Genomic DNA, 22188 nt, shown 5'->3' with positions numbered 1-22188 from the left:
AGCATGAAGTTCAGGAATCTGGCCCTTTCACCGCGGCAGGTTGTCGACGACATCGCGCTATGCCTGGTCTTCTTCACCCGTCTGCCGCTGCCCGTCTTCGATTTTCGCGGCCGCAGCCTTGCCGCCGCGATCTGGGCAGCCCCCATTGCCGGACTTGTCGTCGGCCTGATCGGCGCCATCGTCTTTGCCACGGCCGAACGGTTTGGCCTGGCCATGGGGCCAGCGGCGGCCCTTGCTCTCGTGGCAACCGTGCTCACCACCGGCTGCCTGCATGAGGACGGGCTATCCGACGTCTCCGACGGCTTTGGCGGCGGCAAATCGCGCGGCCGCAAACTCGAGATCATGCGCGACAGCCGCATCGGTACATATGGTGCCGCGGCGCTGGGCCTGTCGCTGCTGATCCGCTGGAGCGCGCTGTCGGAGTTCGTCGATCCCACTCAGGCCCTCTTCGCCCTCATAGCCGCACACGCGGCCTCGCGCGGCCTGCTTGGCGCCTTCATGCATCTCTTGCCTTCAGCGCGGGTCGATGGCCTCTCGGCCGATGCCGGCACCGTCTCGCAGGAAACCGCCATCGCCGGCGCCGTGCTCGGCGCGATCCCGCTGCTCCTGCTTGGACTGGGCGGAGCCATCTTCGCGCTGATCCTGCTTGGCCTGCTGTTTGCCGCTTTCCGCGCCCTTTGCCTCAACCAGATCGATGGCCAGACCGGCGACACGATCGGAGCCTTGCAGCAGGCAAGCGAGATCGCGGTGCTGCTCGTCGCTTCCGTAGCGCTTTCCTGATCCTTTGGCCTGATTCTCTTGGCCTGATTCCTTTTCGGAGACTTTGCCCCCATGCCCTTCAAATCCCTTAGTGAATTGCGCGCCGCCTGCCTCGACCTGCCGGCCGGCAGCGATGCCGCGGCCAATGCGGTCGCCCGCCGCCAGGACACGCTGACCAAGCCGCAAGGCAGCCTTGGCCGGCTGGAGACGATCGCCGCCTGGCTGGCGCGCTGGCAGGGCCGCGACATGCCAAAACTCGACCGCGTAAAAGTCTTCGTCTTCGCCGGCAACCATGGCGTCACCGCGCAAGGCGTGTCGGCCTATCCTTCCGAGGTCACCGTGCAGATGGTGGCGAATTTCGCCGGCGGCGGTGCCGCCATCAACCAGCTTGCCCGCATGGCCGGCGCCGAACTCGACGTCATTCCGCTCGATCTCGACCATCCGACAGGCGATTTCACACAAGGGCCGGCAATGGACGAGAAGGCCTTTCTGGAGGCGGTCTCGGCCGGCTATGATGCCGTGACGAAGGATCTCGACCTGATCTGCTTCGGCGAAATGGGCATCGGCAACACGACGCCGGCGGCTGCCATCTCAGCAGCCCTGTTCGGCGGCGGCGCGGAAAAATGGACCGGGCGCGGCACTGGCGTTGACGACGCCGGTCTGAAGCGCAAGGTCGTCGCCATCGAAGCCGGCTTGCAGCGTCACGTGGCCACCCTCGCCGATCCGCTGGGCATTGCTGCAGCACTCGGTGGCCGCGAACTCGCCGCCATCTTCGGCGCGACGCTCGCCGCCCGGCATCTCGGCATACCCGTACTGCTCGACGGCTTCGTCTGCACCGCCGCCGCGGCCCCGCTGGCAAAGCTGCACCCGACCGGCCTCGCCCACACAATCGCCGCGCACGTTTCGGCCGAATCGGGCCATCGCGGCCTGCTCGAAGCGCTTAGCCTGCCACCGCTGCTCGATCTCGGCATGCGGCTCGGTGAAGGCTCCGGCGCCTGCCTCGCCGTCAACATCGTCCGCTCGGCGCTGGAGTGCCATGCAAGGATGGCGAGTTTTGCCGAGGCTGGCGTTTCGGAGAAGTAGTTATCCATTCCCCGTATCGGCCGACAAAGATGCCGTTGTCACGACAAAGGAGGCATCTTCCCGTAACGGCGATTCTCAAATAGATTTTGCGGATGAAGAAATTTCATCCTGCCGCAGCTGCGGTGTTTATCGCCGGAGCGGTCGCTGTTGTGTTCCGTCACAGCAGCTATTCAAGTCATGGCCCGATCGACACCGGCATTTTCGTTGTCTTCCTGGTCTTCTTCTGGTGGCTCATCAGCGATTTCTCCGGGGGAAAAGACGGAACTGGCGCCAGCGATGCTGCAGCCGGGGAAAAGAGCCTTGCTTTTCGATTCGGCCGGTTTCTGAGCCGCATTTTTCAACGTGGCTGAATCGCAACGAGATCCGGATAGCGCGGTTAAAGAATCACAGTCAGACAGCCTGCCCGAGACGCGTCAAACGCGTCTCGCTTTCAGGGTCATTCCACCAAGTCTTTGAAGAATTTGGTGGGTGCGCACAGGATTGAACTGTGGACCCGCTGATTAAGAGTCAGCTGCTCTACCAACTGAGCTACGCACCCACTCGGCCGGCAAAAACCGGCGTTGGCGGGCATATAGCCGCCACCATCGGTCCTGTCCAGCCCTGCCGGAATCATTTCCCGACAAATCGCTCCTGGGGTTCGTCATCCCTGGGCGAAGCAGGAGCAAAGCTCCGTCGCGAAGACCCTGGGATCCATGCCGGGACGCCAACCGAAGAACGCAACGGTGCAGAAAACATGTGCCTGCTAGCGAGCTGAAAACAGTAGACGAGGTGCGCTCAATCTGCACCGTCGGTATTCAGCCCGACGGTCGCGGCATGGATCCCAGGGTCTGCGCCGCGTCGCTTCGCTCCTTGCTCCGCCCTAGGATGACGACCGTAGCGCGATCACACGAAAAGCTTGCCTTCCGCCACCTTGACCGCGTTGCCGCCAATGCGCGCCGAGGCCAGTTTGCCGCCTTGCACGGTCAGTTCGAGGCGGATGCGCGATGGCCGGCCCATCTCCAGCCCCTGCTCGATCCACAGCTGCGAAATGCCGTCGGTCGGCGCGTCGAAATGCATGATGGCGCCGGCAAAGGCCGCTGCCGCCGAGCCGGTCGCCGGATCCTCGTAGGACGGCGTGCCGGGCACGATCATGCGGACATGGAAGGCGCTTTCATGGTTCACCGTCTCGCGGCAATAGACATAGGGACTGGCGAAGGCCCATTCACTCTTGCGCGGCGCCAGTTCCGACCAGGCCTGGTTGTCCAGCCGGATTCGGCCCGCCGCCTCGAGATTGGCAACGGGAATGGTGACGTAGGGCACGCCGGCCGACCAGAACGCGACGCGGTGATTCTCGAAGCCGATCTCATGCGGCGTCAACCCAAGGGCAGCACCGATCGCCTCCGGATCGGCCTCCAGCTTCAGCGGCTCCGGCAGCTTCGCCAGGTCGAACTCGGCGAAAGTGTTTCCGTCGTGCTTGCTAACGGCACAACGCACAGGGCCGATGTTTTCTTCCAGCACGAAAATGCCGGCACCGCCCTCTTGCGCCAGTTCGGCCAGCGCGATCGCGGCGCCGACCGTCGGATGGCCGGCGAACGGCATTTCATAGTCGGGCGTGAAGATGCGAATGCGGTTTCTGTGTTTGGGATTGTCCGGCGGCAGCACGAACACCGATTCCGACAGGTTGAATTCACGCGCGATGGCCTGCATCGCGGCCGCGTCCAATCCCTTGCTGTCCAGCACGACGGCCAAAGGATTGCCGGCCAGTCGCTCGGTCGTAAACACATCGTAAAGCAAGTAATTCCGGGTTTTCATTCCTGCCTCAATCCCAACATGGGCGAAATTTAATTTGATATTTGAACCAGTAAGCCTGATCTGTGCACAGATAGGGACATTGCGCATTATAGGGGTCCAGCGTGGACCAGATTGTCAATCTGCCAAAGACGGAATCGGATTCCGCCATCGAGACGGCGCTTGGGCTCGACAGAACGGGGCTGCGCAAGTCGCGCCGGCGCGGCTGGCTCTATGCGCTGCTGGCGCTGATCGTGCTCGCCGCCGGGCTTGGCGCCTATCAGTGGTATGCGGGCTCGCCGGCCAAGATCGACTACACCACCGTGCCTGCTGCCAAGGCCGACCTCACCGTCGCGGTGTCGGCGACCGGCACGCTGCAGCCGCTCACCCAGGTCGACATTTCAAGCGAACTGTCCGGCATCATCCGCTCGGTCTCAGCCGAGGAGAATCAGCAGGTCAAGAAGGGTGACGTGCTGGCGACACTCGACACGGTGAAACTCGAAGTCCAGATCGAACGCGCCGAAGCTTCGGCCAAGGCCGCCGCCGCCAATGTCGAGGACGCCACGGTTACGCTGGCCGAAAACGAGAAGGCGCTGGTGCGCGCCGCCGAACTGACCAGGCGTGGCATGGCGACCGACCAATCGCTTGAAGCAGCAACCGCCACGCGCGACCGTTCCAAGGCAGCGCTCGACAGTGCGCAGGCCAACCTCGCCATTGCCCAGGCCGACCTCAAGGCGCAGCAGACCGACCTTGCCAAGAGTACCATCTATGCGCCGATCGACGGCATCGTGCTGACGCGTTCGGTCGATCCAGGCCAGACGGTCGCCTCCTCCCTGCAGGCGCCAGTGCTGTTCATCATCGCAGCCGATCTCAGAAACATGGAATTGGTGGCGGCGGTCGACGAGGCCGACATCGGCGCGGTCAAGTCCGGCCAGCATGCCCGCTTCACCGTCGATGCCTTCCCCGAGCGGCCGTTCGATGCCGAGATTCGCGACATCTCCTACGCCTCGGTCACCACCGACGGCGTCGTCACCTACAATGCGCGGCTCGAGGTCGACAACAACGAGCTGCTGCTGCGGCCCGGCATGACCGCCACGGTGTCGGTCGTCACCAAGCAGGCCAAGGGTGTGCTCACCGTACCGGCCACCGCCTTCCGCTATCGCCCGGTCCAGCAGGCCGCCCGCGGCTGGAGCCTGAGCGACCTGTTTACCGGCCGCATGGGCCGCCCCGGCGGCAATCGCCAGCGCCAGGCCGCCACAGTGCCCGCCGATGGCTCGCGCACGCTCTATGTGCTGGAGAATGGGCGACCGCACCCGGTCAACGTCAAGATCGGCTCCACCGACGGCGAACTGACCGAGATCCTTTCGGGCCTGGACGAAGGCGCTCAGATCATCACCGCGTCGCAGCAGCGGAGCTGATACCGTGGCTGCGGGCGCGACCCTCATCACCTTCGACAAGGTCTGGAAGAGCTATGGCCAGGGCGAGGCCAAGGTGCATGCGCTGGCCGGCGTCGATCTTGCGATCCGGCGTGGCGAATTCGTCGCCATCATGGGGCCGTCCGGCTCCGGCAAGTCGACGGCGATGAACATCATCGGCTGCCTCGACACGCCGACGGCCGGAACCTATTCCTTCATGGGCATCGACGCCGGCCGCCTCGACCGCAACCGCCGCGCCATGCTGCGCAACCTCTATGTCGGCTTCGTCTTCCAGGGCTACAATCTGCTGGCCCGCACCACGGCAGCCGAAAATGTCGAACTGCCTCTGATCTATCGCGGCGTGGCCGCCCGCGAACGCCGCGACCTTGCCATGCAGGCGTTGGCGGAGGTCGGCCTTGTCGGCCGCGAGCACCACACGCCGGCCGAACTGTCCGGCGGCCAGCAGCAGCGCGTGGCCATCGCGCGCGCCATCGTCACCCGCCCGACCCTGCTCGTCGCCGACGAGCCGACCGGCAATCTCGACACCGCCCGCACGCACGAGATCATGGAGCTGCTGACCCGGCTCAACACCGAGCTTGGCCTGACCATCGCCATGGTCACCCATGAGGCCGACGTCGCCGGCTATGCCGAACGCACCATCCGCTTCCTCGACGGCCACGTCGCTTCTGACACCGCGAAGCTGGAAATGGCATCACCATGATCTGGGAAACCGTCCGCCTCTCGCTCCGCTCGATCCGCCGCAACGTGCTGCGCTCGTTCCTGACCTTGCTCGGCATCGTCATCGGCGTTGCCGCCGTCATTGCCATGCTCACCATCGGCTCCGGCACCACCGAAAAGGTCAAGGCCGACATCTCCAAGCTCGGCAGCAATCTGCTGGTCGTCCGCTCCGGCCGTCCGGCCGGCCCCGGCGGCCCGGGCGGGCTCGACCAGGTGGTGCGTCCGCTGGCCGAAAAGGACCTGGCGGCACTCGTTGCGCATCTCAGCGGTGCCCGCGCGATTTCGCCGGCTTCGCAAAAGCAGGTCCGCGTCATCTTCGGCACCGAGAGCTTGACCTCGGGCGTCACCGGCACCGACAGCGCCTATCTCGATGCGCGCGACTGGAAGCTGGTATCAGGCCGCCCGTTCAGCGATTCCGAAACCCGTTCCGGCACCGGCGTGTGCCTGATCGGCGAGACCGTGCGCCAGCAATTCTTCGGCGCCGGCGATCCCGAGGGCGAGATCATCCGCGTCAACCGCACCTCCTGCAAGATCATCGGCCTGCTCGAACCCAAGGGCTATACCGGCTTCGGCCAGGACCAGGACAATGTCGTCCTGATGCCGCTGCACGCCTACCAGCGCCGCATCGCCGGCAACCGCGACATCGACAACATCTACATCGCCGCCGACGACCGCACGCCGACCAGCGAGTTGCAGCCGCGCGTCGAGGACATCTTGCGAGACGCGCGCCGCATCACACCCGATCGCGAGAGCGATTTCGCCATCCGCGACATGACCCAGATCGCCGACGCCATGGCCAGCGCCACAACCACCATGACCGGCATGCTGGGCGCCGTCGCAGGCGTCAGCCTGCTGGTCGGCGGCATCGGCATTATGAACATCATGCTGGTGTCGGTCACCGAACGCACGCGCGAGATCGGCATCAGGCTGGCCATCGGGGCGCATGAAAAGCACATCCTCATCCAGTTCCTGGTCGAGGCGACGGTGCTGTCGCTGCTCGGCGGCATTATCGGCATCCTGATCGGGCTGGCGCTGGCCGGCCTCGCCGCGGTGACGCTGACCATCCCGTTCGCGCCGAGCCCGGCGGTGATCCTGCTCGCCGTCGGCTTTTCCGCCCTGATCGGCATGGTGTTCGGCTTCTTCCCTGCGCTGCGCGGCGCCAGGCTCGACCCGATCGACGCGCTGCGGCACGAATAGGCACCCGGTCGGAAGCGCGCCAGCGCTCCAACCGGTTTTGCACAGTCTTCGGTGTTTCCACCCTGCCCGCCGCTGTCGCCGCGCCGTTCGCGATGCTAGGGCAATTCACCTGGGTGGAGGAATGCGGGATGAGCAAGAAGGCGCGACTGGTCCTGGCGATGGTGGTCATCGAGGCAGGTCTTGCAGGCATCTGGTGGTATCTCGCCCGCTTCGGCATGGCCAATCCCGATCGCGTCACCGCTGATTTCCAGGCAGTCGTCGGCCAGACCATGGGTATGGCGATGGGCGGCTTGCTCGGCATCGGCTTCATCCTGTTCCTCGTCGCCGCCCGCAACGATCGCAACGCGGCACAGAATAAGACGCGCCCTTAATTCCCGTTTGCGAAATGCCACTCGATCAGCGGCTTCATGTGCGGCGAGAGCCCATCCGGCAGGTCGGCGGCATGGCGGATGATCACCGGTCCCTCGATCTCCGGCTCGGTCTCGGCGGCAACGAAGGCTGAGATGCGCCTGGCGATCTCGTCGGCAGGCGCCGCCGCGTGGTAGCGGCGAAAGATCACCGTGCCGCTGCTGGTCGACATGGCATGGTAGCGCTTGCCGCGTTCCGCACCTGACAGGTCGAGCCCGGTTTCCTCGCGCACCTCACGGATCATGTTGAAATCGACGTCGACCAGCCCATCGCGAAAATCGATCGGCTCGAACGAGCCGGCGGCGAAATAGACGCGGCCGGCGTTGACTGTGTGAGGACCCATGCGGATCGCCACCAGCGCATTGTCGCCGGCCACCAGCATGGCATGGGCATAGGCATGCTCAACGCCCGAATTCTCGCGCCGCTTCCGCCACAGCATGAACGTCGAGTAATTGACCGCATGGCAGCGGCCGATGAGACGGCTGTCGCGGTAGGCAAGTTGCGACAGCAGCACCACCATGCCGTCGAACAGCGCCGGATTGGCGGCGATTTCGTGCTGCCAGTTCTCGGCGATCGCCTCTGCATTGTCCCTTGCGAAAGGGTGCGGACCGGGATCGAGCCGGACGTCGATGTCGTCGACCGGCAGGATGACGTTGCGCGGAAGGTCGAAACTCATGCGTCAGGTCATGTCCAGCGTGATCGCCACTGGGCAATGGTCCGATGCCTTCGGTCGGTCCCAGCCGGCGCGCGGAAACCGCTCGACCTCCTGCCCCGGCGGAAAGATGGTGCGCCAGGGCTGGCCGTTGCGGATGATGTCGGGAACGGCCGTTGCGTTGCTGGCGGCGAGCCCCTTCGACAACAGGATGTAGTCGAGCTGGCACAGATGCCGCTCTTCCGGTCCGCGCGTGTGGTAAAAACTCCAGCGGTTCATCTCCGGCCGCCGCTCGACGACGTTTTCGCAAAAGCCGCCTGCCGTCAGCACGTTGATGCAGGACAGGGCTTCGTCGACCACCTCGAAGCGATAGCCGTCGATCGCATCGCCGGCCACCTTCACGCGCTGGCGATAATCATTCATGTCGCCGCATATCGCCCAGCGTTTGTTGGCGGCATGCTCCCCACCGAAGCGCTCCTCGATGATGCGGCGCACGGCCTGCGCTTCCGCGATGCGCACCGGCATCGTCGCCTCGCGCCCGTCGAGCCCGTTGCGCGGCGAGCCCATCGACTTGAAATGCACGAGATAGAGCGTCAGCGGCACACCGCCCACGGTGACGTCGATCTCCAGGCAGTCGCGCCGGAAAATGCGCTCATTGGCCTGATTGCCCAGTGCCTCGAGTTCCGGCGTGTGCAGCCCGAACTGCTCGTAGGTGACATAGGCATGGCTGGTCATGCGCACGAATTCGATCGGCTGGCCCTGCGCGGTCTCGTTGCGCATCATCACGGCAACGTCGATGCCGCGCGAATCATTGCCCGATGTGGTGTATTTCTGCCGGTAGCCCTGCCCCACCATCTTGAACAGATAGCCGTATTCGAAGGCCTTCAGCGCTTCGATGTTGTCGACCTCCTGCATGCAGATGATGTCGGCCCGGGTGGCAGCGATTGCCAGCGCCGTCAGTTGGCGCGTGTCGTCGGACTGGGCGATGGCGCGGGCCTGCTCCAGGATCCTGTATTCCGCCTCGCTCTGGATATCGAACAGCGCCAGCGTTCGATCCTCGTTGAGCTGGTTGCGATAGCCGGAAAAATCGAACCTGTTCATCAGGTTCTCGACATTGAAGGTGGCAAGGCGCAGCGACATGCCACGACCTTTGCCCGCAAGTGCTTCGGAAAACAAGCGCGCAAAACCACCATCTGAGATCGATTGGTCCTGGGCGCGTTCGCGTCATGGTTGACGGAACCTTTCCGTTCATCCGCCGTTCAGATGCAAACATCCATTGTTGCCCCATTCCTCGGGTGGGCGTGGGGCCTGTAACTCTTGGAGAGTGCAATGAGTTCGCTCTTTTCTTCCACGGTCAAATCGGGGCTGATAGCCCTCGGTATCCTGTCCGGCGTCACGGCACCGTCCGCCGCCGGACCGATCATGCAGCCGGATCTGTCGATACCCACCAGCACGGCGGCGCCGAATGTCACGCCGGTTCGCGACAGTTGGGCCGGCGGCAACAACCGTCAGTTCAACAACGACGATTGGAGATGGCGCCGGTCGGGCAATTGGGACGGCGGCCGTCGACACTGGCACGGCGGCGGCGGTAATTGGAATGGTGGAGACAACTGGCGTTGGCGCCATGGTCGCCATCACTATCGCGGCGGCCGTTATTACGATGATGGCGCGAGTGCCGCGATCCTGGGTCTTGGCCTGGGGCTTGGCCTCGGCAGCATGTACAACAATTACGACTACTATGACCGGCCGGCGCCGCGCCGCTACTACCGCGCGGGACGGCTTTCGAGCGCCCATGTCCAATGGTGCTACAACCGCTACCGGTCGTACCGGGCCTACGACAACACCTTCCAGCCCTACAACGGCCCGCGCCAGCAGTGCTACTCACCCTATTGAGCTGACCTGTAGCTGAGCCGACCGGCAGAATGAAAAAACGGCGCCACTTGGCGCCGTTTTTTGTTCTGGAAGCCGCTGTTTCGAGCGCTTGTGGATTTCGCTCAGTTCTTGGCCTTGTCGACCAGCTTGTTCTTGGAAATCCAGGGCATCATCGCGCGCAGCTTGGCGCCGACTTCCTCGATCTGGTGGCTGTCATTGTTGCGGCGGATGCCCTTGAAGCGGGACATGCCGGCGCGGTATTCCTGCATCCACTCCGAGGTGAATTTTCCCGTCTGGATGTCCTTCAGCACGCGCTTCATCTCGGCCTTGGTCTCGGCGGTGATGATGCGCGGGCCCGAGACATATTCGCCCCATTCGGCGGTGTTCGAGATCGAGTAGTTCATGTTGGCGATGCCGCCTTCATAGATCAGGTCGACGATCAGCTTGACCTCGTGCAGGCACTCGAAATAGGCCATCTCAGGCGCGTAGCCGGCTTCCACCAGCGTCTCGAAACCGGCCCGGATCAGCTCGACCAGACCGCCGCACAGCACGACCTGCTCGCCGAACAGGTCGGTCTCGCATTCCTCGCGGAAATTGGTCTCGATGATGCCCGAACGGCCGCCGCCGACGCCGCAGGCGTAGGACAGGGCCAGGTCGAGCGCATTGCCCGAGGCGTCCTGGTTGACGGCGACCAGGCACGGCACGCCGCCGCCCTTCTGGTATTCGCCGCGCACCGTGTGGCCGGGACCCTTCGGCGCGATCATGACGACGTCGACCGTCGACTTCGGCTCGATCAGGCCGAAATGCACGTTGAGGCCGTGCGCGAAGGCGATAGCGGCACCATCGCGGATATTCGGCGCGATCTCGTTCTTGTAGATGTCGGCCTGCAGCTCGTCGGGCGTTGCCATCATCATCAGGTCGGCCCATTTGGCGGCGTCGGCCACGCTCATCACCTTGAGCCCATCGGCTTCGACCTTCTTGGCGGTCGCCGAACCGGCCTTGAGACCGATGGCGATTTCCTTGGCGCCGGAATCCTTGAGGTTGAGCGCGTGCGCCCTGCCTTGGCTGCCATAGCCGATGATGGCGACCTTCTTGCCCTTGATCAGATTGAGATCGGCATCACGATCGTAATAGACGCGCATTTTGTCTTCCTTCCCGTTTTATGAATCAGAGGCCCTGCGGCCCGGTTTTTGCTCCGAAAAGAGCGAGAAACTGCTGCGTCGCGCGCGCGGCATCGCCGCCGATCGCCGCCTCAGTCAATTCCAGCCGGTCGCCAAGCAGCAGACGGATCTGCACGTCGCGGGCGACCAGCCCGAAAAAGGTGCGGAACGCCGTCTCGGCATCCGCAAAATCCAAAAGCTCGGTCCGTCGGCCGGCCTCAAGCACCGGCTTCAACCGTTTGGCCAATGCGAAGCGGCCGTTCTCAAGCACCACGGCGCCGAGATTGTCCTTACCCGAACCGGCATGGCTGACCGCCACCCGGTTGAGCGCAATCGAGGTGTCACTGGAGATCACCTTAAGCCAGTCCGAGGCAAAGCGTTCGAGGCTTGCGGTCAGCGAGGCAAGATCGAGCCCCTTGCCGTCAACCGGCGCCACCCGCACTTTCGAGGCCTGCCACTGCACCGTCGCCGTCAGCAGCCCGTCACGGTCGCCGAACCATTTGTAGAGCGTTTCCTTGGAGCAGCTGGCGCGGCGCGCCACGGCGGTCATGGTCAGTTGATCGCCCTCTTCGACCAGCAGCCGCAACGCTGCGTCGAGCACGGCCTTCTGTCGCTCTGTCAGCGCTTCGCTGGTGTCGATCTCGGGCACGCTGTGCAACACGCTCTTCTCTCGAAAGGTCGGGCCACCGGTCATTCCGATATGCCGTACCGTACGTTACGGTTCGGCATATTGCGCAATCCGAGGCCGCGCGCAAGAGGGCGGGCGCAAAATATCTGCAAGTGATGCGTTGCCGCGCGACAAGCCTCGCTAATCGGAGGCTGGCGGATGGCGCAATCGTCCAAGCAGTGCGGAGACCCTGGTCAATTCATCCGCCGACAGTTTGGCGCCAACCAGTTCGGTGATCGACCGTCCGTAGACAGCCCACATCTGGCGGCGTGTCTCGCGGCCCTTGGCGGTGATGCGGATGGTCTGGCCACGACCATCATCGGCCACCGTCAGTTTCTCGACGAGCCCATCGGCCTCGAGCCGGGCCAGCAGGCGCGAAATGTTGTATTGCGCGAACAGAGTGCGCTCGATGAGCTGGAACGGCCGCAGCCCGCCCTCGCCCGCCTCAGCGAGCTCATGCAGCACGTCGTACCAGGCAAGCGGCGGCAGGCCGGCGGCCTTCAACGCTTCTTCAGCGCTTTCCATCAGCTGGCGCGAAACGCGCATCAGGCGAGCCCAGGCCTTGATGGCTTCTGGCGAAGGCGTGGCTTTCTCGGTCATGGCCAAGCATAGGCAGTAGATGCATTTGCATCAAGCTTGACGATCGATGCATGTGCATCTATATAGATGCAAATGCATTAACCTTGGAAACCTCATGGCACACAAGCTCATCCTCGTCAGCCATCACCTCTGCCCCTATGTGCAGCGCGCCGCGATTTCGCTGGCCGAAAAGGGCGTGCCGTTCGAGCGCATCGATATCGACCTGGCCAACAAACCGGATTGGTTCAAAGCGATCTCGCCGCTCGGCAAGGTGCCGCTGCTGCGCGTACAGCGAAATGGCGAGGAAACGGTCATCTTCGAATCGGCCGTCATCCTCGAATTCCTTGAAGAGACGCAAGCCAATCCCCTCCACCCTGCCGACCCCTATGCCCGCGCCCGTCATCGCGCCTGGATCGAGTTCGGTTCGGCAACCCTCAACGCCATCCGCCGGTTCTATTCAGCCTCGACCGAAGCTGGCTTCCTGGCCGAATCCAGCGCGCTGTCCGCCATGTTCGATCGCCTCGAAGCCGAGCTGGCGGACGAGCCCGGCGGACCCTGGTTCGCCAGCAAGCACTTTTCGCTGGTCGACGCCGTTTACGGTCCGGTCTTCCGCTACCTCGATGTCTTCGACCGCATCGGTGATTTCGGCATTCTGGACGGCAAACCGCTCGTCCGAGCCTGGCGCAAAACGTTGAGTGAGCGCCCGTCGATCAGGCAAGCCGTGGCGCCGGACTATCCGCAGCGCCTGCATGCTTTCCTGCAAGCGAAGGGATCGCACCTTTCAGGCCTCATTGGCCAAAACGATCCAGCCACTTCGCCTCCGTCAGCCCAATTCGCTTGAACGGGTCGATCACTGTTCCCGCCACCATTGAGGCGAGAAACTGCGGCGCCGGCGGGATTTTTGCCACCGTCGCCACCAGCCTGTCGCGGATGAAGGGCAGCGCCACCGAATCCGACTGGTAGAACGGCGTGAATGCCAGCGACAGCGCCTGGAAGATGCGGACATGCCAGCGCCGCGCCTTCGCATAGGCCTCCAGTGCTGCCTCGACGTTTGACGCCCGCACCAGCGCATGGCTGAGCGCCGCCGCGTCGAGCAGCGCCATGTTGCCCCCTTGCCCGAGTTGCGGACTGGTGGAATGCGCCGCGTCGCCGATGACGGCCACTCGCCTACCGGCCGGAAGCTTCATCGTGTGGTGGCCGTAGCGGGCCAGCGAGAGCTGGTCGAAACTGTCGATCTGGCTGGTGTATGCCTCGCTCTGCGGCCACAGCCGGACCACCCTCTCCTTCCAGGCGTTCAGGCCGCGAACGCGCACCTCATCGGCATCCGACGGCTTCAGGCTCCAGAAGAAGGCCGCCATCTTTTCAGCGCCCGGCTGCGGCCGGCCGATCGGCAGCACGCCGATCATCACGCTCGCTTTGTCGTAGCGTTGCAGCAGCGCGTGCTCGTCGAAACCATCGCCGCGCCAGCCGAGCGAGGCCCAGAACGCGCCATAGGTGAGTGGCCGCGGCTCGCCTGGAGCGCTTTCGCGGCGCAGTTTCGAGCGCGAACCGCTGGCGTCGACGACCAGATCGAACGGCCCTGCCCTCCGCGCGTTGCCACAGATCAGCGTCGCCCGTTCGCCGGTCTCCAGGGCCTCGATCTCGACGCCGATCTCGATGGCGATCGCCTCGCTCTGCGCGGCGCGGAAAAGCACGCCGAACAAAGCCGCCCGGTGCACCGCCAGCCCGAAGCGGCCACCGCGTTGCGCATCGTAGCGGACATCGAGCACGGTACGGCCAGTGGAAGCATCCGCGCCATGCAGGCGGTCGATGCGGCTGCCCAGCGCCAGTATGTCGGGAAGCAGGCCAAGATCGGCCAGCACCGTCAGCCCTGTCGGCTGCAGGATCAGCCCGGAGCCGACCGGCTTCGGTTCATCGAAGCGCTCGAAGACCGTGACCCGATGCCCGGCACGCTTGAGATAGAGCGCCACGGCCAGTCCCGCCGGCCCGGCGCCTGCAATTGCGATATCATAGGAAATGCCAGTGCCCCCAAAGCCGGATTGGCCGGGACAATCCTTCAGCGGCGGGACGAAATCAAGCCGTCACCAACGGCTTTGCGCCGCTGGTCAGCCTTGGGCGGCGTCAAAATCGGCGCGTGCGCCGCGCACCGCATCATGATTGAGCTCGGCCCACAGGATCAGCTGATGCAAGGCGCCGAACATCGAATGCCCGAGATCGGTCAGGCTGTACTCGACGCTCGGCGGCTTGGTCGGGAACACCTCACGATGCACATAGCCGTCGCGCTGCAAATCGTAGAGCGTCTGCGTCAGCATGCGCTGTGAAATGTCAGGCACCAGCCGCCGCAACTCGCCGAATCGATAGGGCTGCTCGGCCAAAGCCATCATCAGCAGCGAGCTCCATTTGCCGCTCACGCCCTGGATGACCTCGCGGACCGGACAATTGGCGAAGTTGCCGCCGCCGGAGACCGCCTTGTAGACCTCCAACTTCGATCTCAGATTGACGATCTTGCTGTCCACCGCTGGTTCCCTGCGCGTGCCTACCTCCCGAAAAACTGCCTTCTTTACGGCTCTGGGTCAATTCCTATTTTAGTGCTGGTCTCTTTTTGAGACCGCCACTCGAACCGCCTTAGCGGCGCAATGTCAGGATCTTCCATGACCCAAACCCTTCTCGTCACCGGCGCTTCCGGCCAGCTCGGCCGCGGCGTCATCAACCACCTGCTGGACACGTTCAAGGTCCCCGCGGGCCGGATCATCGCCACCACCCGCAATCCGGAAAACCTTGCCGAGTTGGCGGCGCGAGGCGTCATCACAAGGGCGGCTGACTTCGACGACACACTATCGTTGGAGGCTGCTTTCAAGGGCGCCGACAGGGTGCTGATCATCTCGACCGGCGAGATCGACCTGCTACACGGCAAGCGCCTGAGGCAGCACCAGAACGCGGTTGCCGCCGCTAAAAAGGCCGGTGTTTCCCACCTTCTCTACACCTCGATGCCCAACCCGGAACCGGTTTCGCCGGTGCTGTTTGCCAATGATCACTACGGCACCGAGCAGGCGATCAAAGCGAGCGGCATCCCCTATACGATCTTCCGCAACGGCTGGTACCAGGAGAACCTGTTCATGGCCCTGCCGCACGCGATCGCTTCGGGAAAATGGTACACGTCCGCCGGCGAGGGCCGCGTTGCGCTTGGTGCGCGCGACGACATGGCGGCAGCGATCGCCGCCGGTCTCGCTGCCGTTTCGAACGAAAGCAAGACCTACACCTTGACCGGCCCGCAGGCCTACACGACGGCCGAGATCGCCGCCCTGGTAAGCGAGGTCACCGGCAAGCCGCTCGATGTCGTCCAGGTTTCGGATGAAGCCTTGACCGAAGGCGTGAAGGCATCAGGCGTTCCCGAGGATTTCGCTGAGGTCATCGTGTCCTTCGACGCCAACACGCGCGCCGGCCGTATCGCCATGGTGACCGACGCAATCGAGTCGCTTTCGGGCAGGACGCCAAAGACGTTGAAGCAATTCCTCGAGGCGAACAAGGTCGCCCTGGCCGGTTGAAGCGGAGTGACATGGACTGTGCCGTGAGGCACAGTCCATTCGCCGATCCGGCATGTGCCTAGATCGCCACCTGCGTGCCGATCTCGACCACGCGCCCGGTCGGGATCTGAAAGTACTCCGTCGCGTCGGCCGCCGTGCGGGCCAGGCCGATGAACAGCCGGTCCTGCCACACCGGCATGCCGGAATTGGGCGAGGCCTTGAGCGAACGCCGCGACAGGAAGAACGAGGTCGTCATGATGTCGAACTTCCAGCCCTGCTTGCGGCAGATCGCCAGTGCGCGCGGGATGTTGGGCTGCTCCATGTAGCCGAAGGTCAGCGTCACGCGCATGAACAGCTCGTTGACGGTCTCCATCTTGACCCGGTCGCTGTCGGGCACCACCGGCTGCGGCGCGGTCACCACCGAAAGGATGACGTTCTGCTCATGCAGCACCTTGTAGTGCTTCAGGCTGTGCATCAGTGCGGTTGGCGCACTGAGCGGATCGCTGGTCAGGAACACGGCGGTGCCTGACACCAGCTGAGGCTTCTTCTTCAACAGATTGCCGGCGAGGAAATCCAGCGGGATCTCGTTGCGTCGGGTCTTGTCGAACAGATAGCGGCTGCCGCGCACCCAGGTCCACATGGCCAGCACGACGGTGAAGGCCACGGCCAGCGAGGCCCAGCCGCCCTCGAACACCTTGACGATGTTGGAAGCAAAGAAGCCGACATCGATGAAGCCGAACAGCGCCGTAAGCGAGATTGCCACCCACAGCCGCCATTTCCAGATGCGCGTCATGACGACATAGAGCAGCACCGTCGTCACCAGCATGTTGCCGGTCACCGAAATACCGTAGGCCGACGCCAGCCTGCTGGACTCGCCGAAGCCGACCACCAGCATCATCACCACCAGCGCCAGCAGAAGATTGACGCGCGGCATGTAGATCTGGCCGGACTGTTTCTCCGACGTGTGCAGGATTTCGAGCCGCGGCAGCATGTTGAGCTGCACCGCCTGCCTGGTCAGCGAGAACGCGCCTGATATCACCGCCTGGCTGGCGATGACGGTGGCGGCGGTCGCCAGCACGACCATCGGGATCAGCGTCCAGCCTTCGTTCATCTCGAAGAACGGATGGCCGACGACGCCATTCTTGGCCAGCACGAAGGCACCCTGCCCGGCATAATTGAGCAGCAGGCAGGGAAACACGATCGCCAGCCAGGCCAGCACGATCGGCTTGCGGCCGAAATGGCCGAGATCGGCATAGAGCGCTTCGGCGCCGGTCACGGCGAGAAAGATGGCGCCGATGGTCACGAAGGCGACATCGGGCGAATTGATCAGGAAGGCGACGATATAGTGCGGACTCACCGCCCACAGGATTTCCGGGTCGGCGATGATGTGGTTGAGGCCGGAAAGGCCGATGGCCAGGAACCATACCGCGGTCACCGGACCGAACACCAATCCCACCCCGCCCGTGCCAAAGCGCTGCACCGCGAACACCATGGCAAGGATGACCAATGTCAGCGGCACGACGTAGGGCTGGAAGGTCGGCGTGACGACATTCATGCCCTCGACCGCCGACAGCACCGAAATCGCCGGCGTGATGACGGCGTCGCCGAAGAAAAGCGATGCCCCGACGATGCCGATAGCGAGCATCAATGCTGAACGCTTGGGGAAACTGCCGCGCGCCAGCGCCATCAGCGACAGCACGCCGCCCTCGCCGCGGTTGTCGGCGCGCAGCACGAACATGATGTATTTGATGGTGACGATGATCGTCAGCGACCAGATGATCAGCGACAACACGCCGAGAATATCGCCGCGCTGGGCGACATTGCCGCCCGAGGACGCCACCAGCGCCTCGCGAAAGGCGTAGATCGGGCTGGTGCCGATATCCCCATAGACGACACCGAGCGCGCCCAGCATCAGAACCTTGGTGCTGTGCTGTTCGACTTCCGAATGGCTCGATTGTTCGACGGGTTCTGCCTCACTACCAGTGTTGGTAAGGGCCATGGACGACACTCCGATAAGCGCGCGGTGCTCTACGCTTGCTGCGATGCAATATCAAGTGCCGTCGCGTAATGGCTGCCATGCCTGCCGCGCCAGGCTGCCCATCGCTACCATCCGCAGGCCTTGAGGAACCGACCCACCGTGCCGGCCATGCCATACTCCAACGCGTCGGCTGTCAACCCATGTCCGATCGACACTTCGGCCAATGCCGGAATGCGCTTGACCAGCGCCGGCAGATTGCCGACCACGAGATCGTGCCCGGCATTGACCTGCAGCCCGGCGGCAAGCGCCGCGTCAGCGGTTTTTCCCAATCTTTCCAGCTCTTTGGCCTCTTTGGCGGAATCTGTGTGATAGCTGCCATATGGACCAGTATAGAGCTCGATGCGATCGGCACCGGTGTCGCGTGCGGCCGCCACCCAATCGGGATCCGGATCGGAAAACAGCGACACGCGAAAGCCCCCTTTTTTCAAGCGTTTGACGATCGGTGTAAGGAACGCGGCCTGGGTGGCGAAGTTCCAGCCATGGTCCGATGTCGCCTGGGCCGGATCGTCCGGCACCAAAGTCACCTGCTCAGGCTGATGCTTTTCCACAAGCAACAGGAAATCCTCGGTCGGATAGCCTTCGATGTTGAATTCCGCGCGCGGAAACTCGTCGTCGATCAGCAACCGAATCTCAGGCAGATCGGAGTGTCTTGTGTGCCGCTCGTCGGGACGCGGATGCACCGTCAGCCCATGCGCCCCGGCCGCCAGCGCAATGCGGCCGAGGCCGGTCACGCTTGGCCACGGCAGGTCGCGCCGGTTGCGCAGCATGGCGATGGCATTGAGGTTGACGGAGAGCTTTGCAGGCATGCGGGCGGCCTCGGAAATCATTCAACGCGCCCACCTATAATGCCTTTGACGGGAACAGTAATGCCTTTGGTGGGAACAGACTGGGGGTTTCGGGTGTTCCAAGCCTGATGAACGAGCCGGGAAAGGAAAGCGCCGATGAATTTTCTCGATGAGGTTCCGGCAATTCGCCGTATCGAGACCAGCCGCGACGACCTTTTCGCCATCGATGTCGTCGGGCACGTTTCCGCGGCCGACGGTGAAAATCTTTTCGGGCTGCTGGAGGCAGCCTATGCCCTGCATCCGCGCATCGATGTGCTGGTGCGCCTCGTCGACCACGATGGCGTCGACTGGGCCGACATCGCGGACGAGACCCTGAAGCAGGGCGCGATCCATGCATTGAAACATGTCGGCCGTTGCGCAACCATCGGCGAACCGGACTGGATAGCGGACGCACAACGCTTTCTGCCGTCCTCCCCGCCCGTTGAAATCAGGCACTTCAAGGCGGAGGACGAGGCCGCCGCCTGGCAATGGCTTGCCGCGCAGCCTATCGGAGCAACAGCATCCGGCGCCCCTACCTGACGATCGTCAGCCGCTCGGCCGCCCGCGTGATGGCGGTGTAGAGCCATCGCTGGCGGGTTTCCTTGAAGGCCCAGCTTTCATCGAACAGCACGATCTCGTTCCACTGCGAGCCCTGCGCCTTGTGCACGGTCAGCGCGTAGCCATAGTCGAAATCGTCGAAGCGCTTCTTCTGCTGCCACGGGATGTCGGCATCGGGATCCTCGAACGCCGCCTTGAGCAGCTTGATCTTGGCGACGCCGCGATCCGGATCGTCCTCTTCCGGCGACACCAGAAGGTTGATGCCGGGCTTCACCGTCTCGCGCGACGAGGTCATCACCTTCCACAGCGAGCCGTTGAGCAGGCCCTTGGCCGGATCGTTGCGCAGGCAGACGAGCTTGTCGCCGGCCTGCGGATAATCGGCGTTGAAGCCCTTGAGCTCGCGCAGCCGCTGATTGTAGCGGCGACGCGTGCGGTTGGTGCCGACCAGCACCTGGTCCGCCTTCAGCACCAGCTCCTGGGTAACGTCTTCCTTGCCGATCACCTGCGCCGTGCCATAGTCGCCACGCATGAATTCACGGCCCTCGCGCACATCGAGCGCCAGCCGCAGGATCGGGTTGTCGCGCGCCTGCCGGTGGATTTCGGTCAGCAAAAAATCCGGCTCGTGGTCGGTGAAGAAGCCGCCACCCGAGATCGGCGGCAGCTGGCCGGGGTCGCCCAGCACCAGGATCGGCGTGCCGAAACTCATCAGGTCGCGGCCGAGCTGCTCGTCGACCATCGAGCATTCGTCGATGACGACCAGTTTCGCCCGCGTAATCGGGCTCTGGCGGTTAAGCGAGAAGGTCGGCGACATCGAGGTCTTGCCGGTGACCTCGTCCGATACCGATTCCTCGCCCTTCGGCCGATAGATCAGCGAATGGATGGTACGCGCATTGACCGCGCCCTTGGAGCGCAGCACCTGCGCCGCCTTGCCGGTGAAGGCGGCGAACTGCACCTGGCCGTCGACATGTTCGGCGAAATAGCGCGCCAGCGTCGTCTTGCCGGTGCCGGCATAGCCGAACAGCCGGAACAGCTGCGGCTGGCCGGTCTTCAGCCATTGGGCGACCGCCTTCAGCGCGTCGTCCTGTTGGGGAGAGAATTCCATCAGCGCGAGAGACCGGATTCGCAAGGGAAAGACAAGACAGCCGCCACCATCATCGATGCGCCGGGACGCTTCAATGCCGCCGACGGGTCAGGCTATCAGGCGCAGACAAGAACGTAAAGAGAACATACAAGCTCACCCCACACCTTATCGAATCGGCTGGGGATCGTTTTCCAGCAGGATCGGCTTGCCGTGCGGCGTGGCATGCGCGGCGCGCTCCCAGGCTTCAGCCATGGCGTCGACATCCGACTTCGCGGCCAGCCCTTTGGTGGCAAGCAGGCTTTCCAGCGCCGCCAGCCAATGTTCGTAATAGTCATGGCCGTCAGCCGCGGCGCCTGGCTTCTTCACTTCGATCGACAGCGCCTGCGCCCACTCGCTCCACGAAAACAGGCCCTTGTCGTGCAACGCCACCGTCATGGCGAACGCTTCGGCTTGCCACGGCTCGGCAAACACCGGCGCATCGACGCCCGGCGGCAGCTCGGGCAGATCCGTATCACGCCGGTTCAAGATAGCTCTCCCAGGCGTCTATCGAGACGCTCAGCGTCGGGTCGGCGCCCTCGCCCCAGATTTCCGGCCCTTCGAAAACCACGGTGTAGACCCATTGCGGATTTTCGCCGTGTCCATGCGCGTTGCTGTCAGGCAACACGAAACCGTCGTGCACCGTCTCAATCACCCCCTGCTTGGCGCGCGCATAGCGCGGCAGCCGCGTGTGGCCGGTCGGGTTGAAGTTCTTGGTCCGCACGGGATCGCCGGCCTTGAACCGCGCCGGCTGCGCCACCGGCCGGTCGCAAGGACCACCCTTGGCCAGCACTGCGGGCACGTTTTCCGCCTTCAGCACCCTCTTGGGCGTCGCTGCCGGATCGACTGCCTTGCCCGCTTCGAGATCGCGCTCGCTGACGAAGCCATGGCGGTTCAACAGCACCTCCAGCGCCTTGATCCATATCTGGTAGTAGCTCGATGAATAGTAGACAGCCGGATGCAGCGATTCCCGTGCGTGCCGGCTCTCGTCGATGTTCCACGCGCCCATGGCGCCGGCAGTCAGCGTCACGCCGAGCGCCCGCCTTTCCCATGCGGCATGGAAATACGGCTCGTCCTTTTCGGGCGCGACGGGGCCGAACCCCATCTGCCCGCCGAGATCGTGCGGCCCGTTCATGCCGGCTGCCCCTTTATTTCAGGTCTTTGGGCCAGGCCGGTCCCGATCATCGCGTCACGGCTGACCAGCTCCGCCAGCCGCTCCTCGCTCCAGCCCTCGGTGCCCTCAGGCCGCATCGGCACGACGAGATAGCGCAGCTCCGCGGTCGAATCCCAGACGCGTATTTTTGTCCCGGCCGGCAGCGTCAGTCCAAATTCTTCCAGCACGCCGCGCGGATCGATCACCGCGCGCGAACGATAGGGCGGCGCCTTGTACCAGACCGGCGGCAGGCCGAGCACCGACCACGGATAGCAGGAGCACAGCGTGCAGACGACGAGATTGTGCGTCTCCTCGGTGTTGAACACCGCCTGCATGTGCTCGCCTTGGCGGCCGGTATAGCCCAGCGATTCGATCGCCGCCGTCGCGTCGAGCTTCAGCCAGTCGGCAAAGCCAGGATCGCTCCAGGCTTTCGCCACCACCCTGGCGCCATTGCGCGGGCCGATCTTCGTCTCGTAGGTGTCGACGATGATGTCGATCGCGGCCGGATCGATCAGCCCCTTCTGAGTGAGGATGGTTTCCAGCGCGCGCACGCGGGCGGCAAACGGATCGAGTTCGTTGTCGTGGTCATGATCGTGTGACATGGCCGCAAACTACGTTTCCAGTGATGCCGCCGCAAGCGCAGCGGCTTGGGCCAACGGCACATGGCGCTGGCCCTG

The 22188-nt window shown here is 63.8% G+C and carries 25 protein-coding genes and 1 tRNA gene; 11 read left to right on the top strand and 15 right to left on the bottom strand.

The features are described 5' to 3' along the window. Positions 1-3 precede the first annotated feature (3 nt). The 3 genes from cobS (at position 4) to EJ079_RS21450 (ending at position 2192) form a co-directional block, all read left to right on the top strand. Positions 4-780, top strand: coding sequence for an adenosylcobinamide-GDP ribazoletransferase (gene cobS, locus EJ079_RS21460; RefSeq protein WP_127399295.1), 777 nt, complete (start codon positions 4-6; stop codon positions 778-780). Positions 781-831: 51 nt separating this feature from the next. Beyond that, a complete protein-coding gene (cobT, locus tag EJ079_RS21455; RefSeq protein ID WP_127810060.1) occupies positions 832-1842 on the top strand; it encodes a nicotinate-nucleotide--dimethylbenzimidazole phosphoribosyltransferase in 1011 nt (336 codons plus the stop codon). 92 nt (positions 1843-1934) lie between these two features. After that, the gene (locus EJ079_RS21450) at positions 1935-2192 is read left to right on the top strand and encodes a hypothetical protein (RefSeq protein ID WP_127810059.1); all 258 of its coding nucleotides are present in this window, start codon (positions 1935-1937) and stop codon (positions 2190-2192) included. A gap of 112 nt (positions 2193-2304) precedes the next feature. Here EJ079_RS21450 and EJ079_RS21445 read toward each other — a convergent pair. Both EJ079_RS21445 and EJ079_RS21440 read right to left on the bottom strand, forming a co-directional pair. After that, positions 2305-2380: transfer RNA gene (locus EJ079_RS21445), tRNA-Lys, on the bottom strand. Positions 2381-2724: 344 nt separating this feature from the next. Next, positions 2725-3633, bottom strand: a complete 909-nt coding sequence (locus EJ079_RS21440) for a PhzF family phenazine biosynthesis protein (protein ID WP_127810058.1) — start codon at positions 3631-3633, stop codon at positions 2725-2727. 101 nt (positions 3634-3734) lie between these two features. Between EJ079_RS21440 and EJ079_RS21435 the strand changes: the two genes are divergently transcribed. The 4 genes from EJ079_RS21435 to EJ079_RS21420 all read left to right on the top strand — a co-directional run bounded on the left by EJ079_RS21435 (position 3735) and on the right by EJ079_RS21420 (position 7330). Beyond that, a complete protein-coding gene (locus tag EJ079_RS21435; RefSeq protein ID WP_127810057.1) occupies positions 3735-5027 on the top strand; it encodes an efflux RND transporter periplasmic adaptor subunit in 1293 nt (430 codons plus the stop codon). 4 nt (positions 5028-5031) lie between these two features. Then, positions 5032-5745: an ABC transporter ATP-binding protein gene (locus EJ079_RS21430; RefSeq protein ID WP_127810056.1), complete on the top strand. Its 714-nt coding sequence runs from the start codon at positions 5032-5034 to the stop codon at positions 5743-5745. Then, positions 5742-6959 carry an ABC transporter permease gene (locus EJ079_RS21425; RefSeq protein WP_127810055.1) on the top strand — a complete coding sequence of 406 codons (1218 nt, stop codon included), beginning with the start codon at positions 5742-5744 and terminating at the stop codon, positions 6957-6959. Before EJ079_RS21430 ends, EJ079_RS21425 begins: the two co-directional genes overlap by 4 nt. Positions 6960-7087: 128 nt before the next feature. After that, positions 7088-7330, top strand: a complete 243-nt coding sequence (locus tag EJ079_RS21420; RefSeq protein ID WP_127328948.1) for a hypothetical protein — start codon at positions 7088-7090, stop codon at positions 7328-7330. Here the strand turns inward: EJ079_RS21420 and EJ079_RS21415 are convergent. Beyond that, entirely contained in the window at positions 7327-8043 is a 717-nt protein-coding gene (locus EJ079_RS21415; RefSeq protein ID WP_127810054.1) for a hypothetical protein, read from the bottom strand. The genes EJ079_RS21420 and EJ079_RS21415 overlap by 4 nt on opposite strands. A 3-nt stretch (positions 8044-8046) precedes the next feature. Further along, the gene (locus EJ079_RS21410) at positions 8047-9159 is read right to left on the bottom strand and encodes an endonuclease/exonuclease/phosphatase family protein (RefSeq protein ID WP_127810053.1); all 1113 of its coding nucleotides are present in this window, start codon (positions 9157-9159) and stop codon (positions 8047-8049) included. Positions 9160-9348: 189 nt separating this feature from the next. Between EJ079_RS21410 and EJ079_RS21405 the strand changes: the two genes are divergently transcribed. Next, positions 9349-9912, top strand: a complete 564-nt coding sequence (locus EJ079_RS21405) for a BA14K family protein (RefSeq protein ID WP_127810052.1) — start codon at positions 9349-9351, stop codon at positions 9910-9912. Between the two features lie 101 nt (positions 9913-10013). Here EJ079_RS21405 and ilvC read toward each other — a convergent pair whose 3' ends face one another. The 3 genes from ilvC to EJ079_RS21390 form a co-directional block, all read right to left on the bottom strand. After that, a complete protein-coding gene (gene ilvC, locus EJ079_RS21400; RefSeq protein ID WP_013531065.1) occupies positions 10014-11033 on the bottom strand; it encodes a ketol-acid reductoisomerase in 1020 nt (339 codons plus the stop codon). Between the two features lie 25 nt (positions 11034-11058). Then, complete coding sequence (locus EJ079_RS21395; protein ID WP_127810051.1) at positions 11059-11712, bottom strand: TetR/AcrR family transcriptional regulator; 654 nt, start codon at positions 11710-11712, stop codon at positions 11059-11061. 147 nt (positions 11713-11859) lie between these two features. Beyond that, on the bottom strand, positions 11860-12318 hold the full coding sequence (locus tag EJ079_RS21390; RefSeq protein ID WP_127398663.1) for a MarR family winged helix-turn-helix transcriptional regulator: 459 nt from the start codon (positions 12316-12318) through the stop codon (positions 11860-11862). A 94-nt stretch (positions 12319-12412) separates the two neighbouring features. Here EJ079_RS21390 and EJ079_RS21385 point away from each other — a divergent pair, with 94 nt between their 5' ends. Then, a complete protein-coding gene (locus EJ079_RS21385) occupies positions 12413-13138 on the top strand; it encodes a glutathione S-transferase family protein (protein ID WP_127810050.1) in 726 nt (241 codons plus the stop codon). Here the strand turns inward: EJ079_RS21385 and EJ079_RS21380 are convergent. Together EJ079_RS21380 and EJ079_RS21375 are read right to left on the bottom strand one after the other, a co-directional pair. Beyond that, positions 13086-14267, bottom strand: coding sequence for an NAD(P)/FAD-dependent oxidoreductase (locus EJ079_RS21380; RefSeq protein ID WP_245481715.1), 1182 nt, complete (start codon positions 14265-14267; stop codon positions 13086-13088). The two genes, EJ079_RS21385 and EJ079_RS21380, sit on opposite strands and share 53 nt — an antisense overlap. A 135-nt stretch (positions 14268-14402) precedes the next feature. Next, positions 14403-14813 (bottom strand): helix-turn-helix domain-containing protein, encoded by a 411-nt coding sequence (locus EJ079_RS21375; protein ID WP_127269397.1) that lies wholly within the window; start codon positions 14811-14813, stop codon positions 14403-14405. Between the two features lie 135 nt (positions 14814-14948). On the opposite strand from EJ079_RS21375, the gene EJ079_RS21370 reads away from it, so the two are divergent. Further along, on the top strand, positions 14949-15842 hold the full coding sequence (locus EJ079_RS21370) for an SDR family oxidoreductase (protein WP_127810048.1): 894 nt from the start codon (positions 14949-14951) through the stop codon (positions 15840-15842). Positions 15843-15900: 58 nt separating this feature from the next. Here EJ079_RS21370 and EJ079_RS21365 read toward each other — a convergent pair whose 3' ends face one another. After that, positions 15901-17820 (bottom strand): potassium transporter Kup, encoded by a 1920-nt coding sequence (locus EJ079_RS21365; protein ID WP_127272417.1) that lies wholly within the window; start codon positions 17818-17820, stop codon positions 15901-15903. 104 nt (positions 17821-17924) lie between these two features. Then, complete coding sequence (locus EJ079_RS21360) at positions 17925-18665, bottom strand: pyridoxine 5'-phosphate synthase (RefSeq protein ID WP_127811383.1); 741 nt, start codon at positions 18663-18665, stop codon at positions 17925-17927. 135 nt (positions 18666-18800) lie between these two features. Between EJ079_RS21360 and EJ079_RS21355 the strand changes: the two genes are divergently transcribed. Then, positions 18801-19223: an STAS/SEC14 domain-containing protein gene (locus EJ079_RS21355; protein ID WP_127271116.1), complete on the top strand. Its 423-nt coding sequence runs from the start codon at positions 18801-18803 to the stop codon at positions 19221-19223. Here EJ079_RS21355 and EJ079_RS21350 read toward each other — a convergent pair. From EJ079_RS21350 to nthA, 4 genes are all read right to left on the bottom strand, one after another. Further along, the gene (locus EJ079_RS21350; RefSeq protein ID WP_027034850.1) at positions 19216-20343 is read right to left on the bottom strand and encodes an ATP-dependent RecD-like DNA helicase; all 1128 of its coding nucleotides are present in this window, start codon (positions 20341-20343) and stop codon (positions 19216-19218) included. The two genes, EJ079_RS21355 and EJ079_RS21350, sit on opposite strands and share 8 nt — an antisense overlap. A 144-nt stretch (positions 20344-20487) precedes the next feature. Continuing rightward, positions 20488-20847, bottom strand: coding sequence for a nitrile hydratase accessory protein (locus EJ079_RS21345; RefSeq protein ID WP_127810047.1), 360 nt, complete (start codon positions 20845-20847; stop codon positions 20488-20490). Further along, positions 20834-21493 (bottom strand): nitrile hydratase subunit beta, encoded by a 660-nt coding sequence (gene nthB / locus EJ079_RS21340; RefSeq protein WP_127810046.1) that lies wholly within the window; start codon positions 21491-21493, stop codon positions 20834-20836. The genes EJ079_RS21345 and nthB overlap by 14 nt, the downstream gene beginning before the upstream one ends. Continuing rightward, the gene (gene nthA / locus EJ079_RS21335; RefSeq protein WP_127810045.1) at positions 21490-22113 is read right to left on the bottom strand and encodes a nitrile hydratase subunit alpha; all 624 of its coding nucleotides are present in this window, start codon (positions 22111-22113) and stop codon (positions 21490-21492) included. The genes nthB and nthA overlap by 4 nt, the downstream gene beginning before the upstream one ends. Positions 22114-22188: the final 75 nt, after the last annotated feature.

Source organism: Mesorhizobium sp. M7A.F.Ce.TU.012.03.2.1, assembly GCF_004006095.1.
Classification (GTDB): Bacteria; Pseudomonadota; Alphaproteobacteria; order Rhizobiales; family Rhizobiaceae; genus Mesorhizobium.
This window is presented reverse-complemented; position numbering and strand designations above follow the sequence as displayed.